Annotated in this window: 4 protein-coding genes and 2 pseudogenes; 2 read left to right on the top strand and 4 right to left on the bottom strand. The window is 58.9% G+C overall.

All coding sequences use genetic code 11. The annotated features are described in order from the left end of the window. Positions 1 to 1,090: pseudogene (locus F6X42_RS41655) on the top strand (SMP-30/gluconolaconase/LRE-like region family protein); the annotation flags it as partial. Between the two features lie 355 nt (positions 1,091 to 1,445). Here F6X42_RS41655 and F6X42_RS41650 read toward each other — a convergent pair. Beyond that, the gene (locus F6X42_RS41650) at positions 1,446 to 2,213 is read right to left on the bottom strand and encodes an MBL fold metallo-hydrolase (RefSeq protein ID WP_187639588.1); all 768 of its coding nucleotides are present in this window, start codon (positions 2,211 to 2,213) and stop codon (positions 1,446 to 1,448) included. Between the two features lie 98 nt (positions 2,214 to 2,311). Continuing rightward, positions 2,312 to 2,626: pseudogene (locus F6X42_RS46510) on the bottom strand (helix-turn-helix domain-containing protein); the annotation flags it as partial. Positions 2,627 to 2,685: 59 nt separating this feature from the next. On the opposite strand from F6X42_RS46510, the gene F6X42_RS41640 reads away from it, so the two are divergent. Continuing rightward, positions 2,686 to 2,898 (top strand): hypothetical protein, encoded by a 213-nt coding sequence (locus tag F6X42_RS41640; RefSeq protein WP_246530539.1) that lies wholly within the window; start codon positions 2,686 to 2,688, stop codon positions 2,896 to 2,898. A gap of 123 nt (positions 2,899 to 3,021) precedes the next feature. Here F6X42_RS41640 and F6X42_RS41635 read toward each other — a convergent pair whose 3' ends face one another. Then, complete coding sequence (locus tag F6X42_RS41635; RefSeq protein ID WP_187639587.1) at positions 3,022 to 4,044, bottom strand: SWIM zinc finger family protein; 1,023 nt, start codon at positions 4,042 to 4,044, stop codon at positions 3,022 to 3,024. 22 nt (positions 4,045 to 4,066) lie between these two features. Then, on the bottom strand, positions 4,067 to 4,836 hold a 770-nt coding region (locus tag F6X42_RS41630; protein WP_281394101.1), incomplete at its 5' end, for a DEAD/DEAH box helicase.

Genomic DNA, 4,836 nt, shown 5'->3' with positions numbered 1-4,836 from the left:
CCAGGTGGGACCGAAGCGGTTCACGCGCGTAACGGGCCTCGGCAGGGACGCCGCTGGCAACCTCTATGTACTGAATAACCCGTGGGGCGGGACGTGGGATCTCGGCCGGAATGGTGGCACGGACCTGCACGTCTACGACTACGCAGGTAATTTCCGCTACGCGCTGCAGTCACTGAACTTCGAGGGGATCGCTGCGCCCGACCCGCTGACTGACGGCACGTACTTCTTCGGCGGAACCAACATCTACACTGGCACCGCTGGGGGAACCTTCGTAGCGAATACCGTCGACCCTCTTACCTACCCGTCCGATCCACGTATCAACATGAGCGATCCGGGCCGCGGTGAGCACTTCAGTCAACTCGCTGCGGTCGGTGCAAACCGGATCCTTGTCGCAGCCGGTCAGAATCCGGACTTCTTCTACTTCTTCCACTTCAACGCTGCGAATGGCTACATTGCCATACCGGACGCCACGATTCCTGGTCCTGCGTTCAATACGACAGCAAGGATCAGGAATGGGTTCTGCCTTGACAGCAAGGGCGACGTCTGGGCCGGTTTGGACAAGACGAACGCCATCTGGCACTACCGGCTGACCGGCTTTGATGCCGACGCCCAGCCAACATGGGGAGCAGGAACTCCAACTCCCATTCCGAGTACTATTGCACCACTGACGCGAATCATCTACCTGCCGGAAAGCGACACCATGATTCTCGCGCAAGGCATTGTTGGAAGCACGGACTGGACGGCGATCGGAACGAGGGTCGAGGTGTATCACGGCTGGCTCGCAGGCAACACCTCCGCTCCTGATCCGGTGATCAACATCAACAGCGCCAATCCCAAGTCGATCACGGCGGTGGGCAACTACCTCTTCGTTGGTTACGTGCACACCGTACCCAACATCGACGCCTTCAATCTCAACTCAGGTAGTCTGGACACCACGTTGATCAACAGCAGCCCCGATACCGTGTACGTCGGCAATGACGTGGATTCGATGTACGGGCTTCGATCGTATCGTCGGTTGACCGGGGAGTACGTGATTACGAAGGATAACTACAACGGCTCCAGCATCATTGTTTATCGTTGGACTCCCTGATCGCCCGGGCTCGCCGCGCCTCCGCTGCCGGCGTCGGACTGGCTGTCGCATTGTCTGATTCTTCCAGACATGGTCAGGGGACGGTTAATTCCGGGCGGTAAAGGCCTTGTCGGCGGAAGGAGAGAAGCGCTGGTGCCGGCGAACCGTTCCGAAAACGATCAGCCCGGGTTGGTCTGTCGATGCAGATCGCGTTGCCTGTGATGCGACGCTGTTACTGACGCAGCGAATACCCGGTGTCTGGTTGCGGAGCTGACGTTCGAGTGTCTGTCTGTGGACGAAGTCGAACGGCCGTTGATGGCCGAAAGGGACCGATGGTGATGGTTGATCGTCGTCCCACACTATTTTTCGATAACGTTCATGCGCGTTTCGCCAGATAGGCGTCAATCAGCGCGACCAGCTGTTCCCGCCCGAAGCTCGCGTCGTGTCCCGCGTGGACGACTTGCACGGGCAATTCGCGCAAACGCTTCATCGTACGCACATAGGTCGGGATATCGGCACCGCCGATCTCGTCCAGCAGCGGGCCATCGTAGATCGCATCGCCGGAGAACAACGTGCCGGTGGCCGGCTCCCAAAGACCGATGCTCCCCGGTGAATGGCCTGGCAGATGCAGGACTTCGAAATGCCGGTTACCGAGATCGACAATATTCCCTTCCTTGACGATTTCCGTGACGGTCGCGGCTCGCACGCGGTAGTCGGACATCTGGTAATCGGCCTTTGGAAGGGCGGTGATCAGATCGCCATCGAACGGATAGCCAAATTCGTGGTATCGACGAATCGCAGCATCGCCCAATACCGATGCCAGGAGCGTGCCGCGCTCGCGCGGCGAGCGCAGGTTGTCGGCCTCCAGTTCGTGGACAAGCGTGTGCTCGAACTCATGATGTCCGCCCACATGATCCGAGTGCGTATGTGTCGCGACTGCGGTCACTTTCTTTTGAAGCAGATGCCGGGCCGCGTCACGCAGACTGGCAATGCCCATTCCGGTGTCGATCATCAGGTCCCGGTCGCGGCCCCGCACGTGCCAGATATTGCACCGCATCAGTGGCACGACATGAGGCTCCCACAGCAGGGTGATTTCGTCACTGATGCGTTTCAGTTCAAACCAACGGTCGGCAATTGGCAGCATAGTCATGCGAAGTCGATTCGAACTATCGGAAGTTGATCTACGGGTAGGAAAAATCTCCCCCTGCAGGTTCAGGATCTCGTCGAGTTGGAGTATAGCTACCTTCGCGCGATCTCACGAACCCCGCAATCCTGTGCCCGCAGCAGCGCGATTTCTTCGCGTTCAGAAAAAGACAGATAGGGCCCCGCGCCCGGCGCCAGTTCGATCGGCCGCATTCCACCCGCCTCACGAAACCATCTTGGTCCCAAAGGTTGTGACACGCCACATGCCAGTGCGGCAGCTTCAGTCTCCATGCCCTGCGCGATACAGTTCCAGAAGGCTCGCTTTGTCTCTAGTTGATTGACACCTGGCCTGCCAGGCGATCGCATTATTGGTCTTCCCGTCTGTTCCGAACCCCAACCCTGTGGTCGTCCCATGTGACACCTCCGTTAGGAGATGTTGCAACGACCGGTTGAATCCGCCTTGGGAGCGAGCGGTGACAGTTTCGTTTGAACGGTATGTGGAAGACGAGGAGGAATTGCTGGAGGAACTCCACCTTGACAGAAAATCAGCCGTAGTGCGCCTGACAACCAGCCTGCGGAACTATGATCTGGATATTCGAAAGGTCGACGAGCGAGAGGTCAAGGCCATGCGAGAGGTGCTCATCCAGATGAACTATGATGGTCGGATTCGGCTATTGGGCGTCTAACGAGTTATGAGATCAGGTCAGCTGACGCGATGACGATGCGCAGTCGTAGATGCATCGATGAAAAGAATTTCATTCATCGACGTCAATCGCTTCGCGCGTAGCCATGCGAGATGGAATCCGAGTTTAGCGGGACGTACCTTTCACCGGCCTAGTAATGGCGCGTTTCCTTGTTGCAGCCTCTTTCGGGGTTGCAGGCGAGTTCGCCACGTTTGCTTTACCGGCAACGATGTTGCCCGATGTTGATTTACGTGGCCCAGCGGATGGCTTGACTGGTAACTTCTTTGTTACCGATTTATTGTCCTCCGCGGTCTTTGCGTTCGCCGGTGGCTTGCGGGTTGTCGAGACAGCCGACCTGGTCGCCTTCCTTGCTGTCACCTTACCTGCCGGTGGCTTGTTACGTCCGGCAACAGGCTTCGGCGGTGAGTAGGCGTCGGCCATCTCGATGCCAAACACATCGGCCACCAGCGCGTCGTCGAGCACCTTGCTGGTAGCGGGTCGTTTTGTGGATTTGGGCAGGCCAGCGCCGGCCTGCCTGACGAGATCATTGGCATTGACGCGGCGCAAGGCGAAGAGCAATTCCGGCTGTTGGTCGAGCCGCGCGCCGACGCCGTAGAGTACGGCAGCTACGTGCTTGCACATCGACGCCCAGTCCGGGCAACTGCAATTGAACCTGATTTCCTTCGGCACTGGGAAAAGACCCGTTCCGGGTTTGCAGATGCGCTCCATCACGGCAGTCGAGATTTTGCCCTGCAGCAGTTCTACCATCGAATCGATCGACCCCGAGCAGTCGGCACCAATTGTTCGCCATTGCTTTGCCGGACACGCCGTCACGCTCACGCCGACCATGTAGAGGCTCGAACCCATTACCTGCGCTCGCACTTCGCCTGCCGTAATCTGGAGGTCAATCACGGAACCGTTGCGCACATAGGTACGGCCGCGCGGCAGGCGGTTGGCATAGTCGCTATAGCCTTCCAGATTGTCACACCAGGCCTTGCCCCAGAAGGTCCTGGCGATGGCGCCTCGATACGACGCGATTGGCGACAGGACCGCACCAGCCTTCCTAGCCTTCGCGGCGGCCCGTTCAGCCTTTTTTCTGCGCTCGGCGACCGAGACATAGGGCTTCCATCCCCCGTAACCGTAACCCATTGCGCTTCCTCTCTCCTGACGATCAGTTTTCTTGCGCGGCATAAACGTCGAGCTTCACGAGATCGAGCAATTCACGATCGCTCATCTCGGTGAGCAGCAGTTCCGCGCCGCCCTCCAGCACATCCTTCACCAATTGCTGCTTCGCTTCGATCAACTGGTCGATACGGTCCTCGATCGTGCCACGGCAGATAAACTTATGCACCAGGACGTTCCTCTGCTGGCCGATACGAAACGCACGGTCAGTCGCCTGATTTTCCACGGCCGGGTTCCACCAGCGGTCGTAGTGGATCACATGCGAAGCAGCGGTGAGATTCAACCCCGCCCCACCGGCCTTGAGCGAGAGCACGAAGAAGGGCGTCAACTCATCGTCCTGGAATCGCTTGACCAGCTCCCCGCGCCGGGCCACGGGGGTGCCGCCATGGAGCACCAGACCTTCGCGACCAAAGATCGAACCCAGAAATGCCGCCAGCGGCTCAGTGGTCTCGCGGAACTGGGTGAATACCAGCACTTTTTCCTGCTTGGCGGCAATGACTTCGGCCAGTTGGCGCAGGCGGGCGAACTTGCCGCTGTCTTCCGCCTTCCAGGCCGCGTCACCCAACCACTGCGACGGATGGTTGCATATCTGTTTGAAGCGCATGAGGAAGCTCAGCACCACACCTTTGCGACCGATGCCTTCGGCGTCCTCAAGCGCGGCGGCCAGATCCTTCACCGCACGCTGGTAAAGCGCCGCCTGGGTCGGGCTCAGGTGGCACCAGGCCTTGAGCTCGGTCTTGTCCGGAAGGTCGTCGATTA

The sequence above is a fragment of the Paraburkholderia podalyriae genome, assembly GCF_014397785.1.
GTDB classification, from domain to species: domain Bacteria; phylum Pseudomonadota; class Gammaproteobacteria; order Burkholderiales; family Burkholderiaceae; genus Paraburkholderia; species Paraburkholderia podalyriae.
The sequence above is the reverse complement of the archived record's forward strand: the minus strand, read 5'-3'. Positions and strand labels throughout refer to the sequence as shown.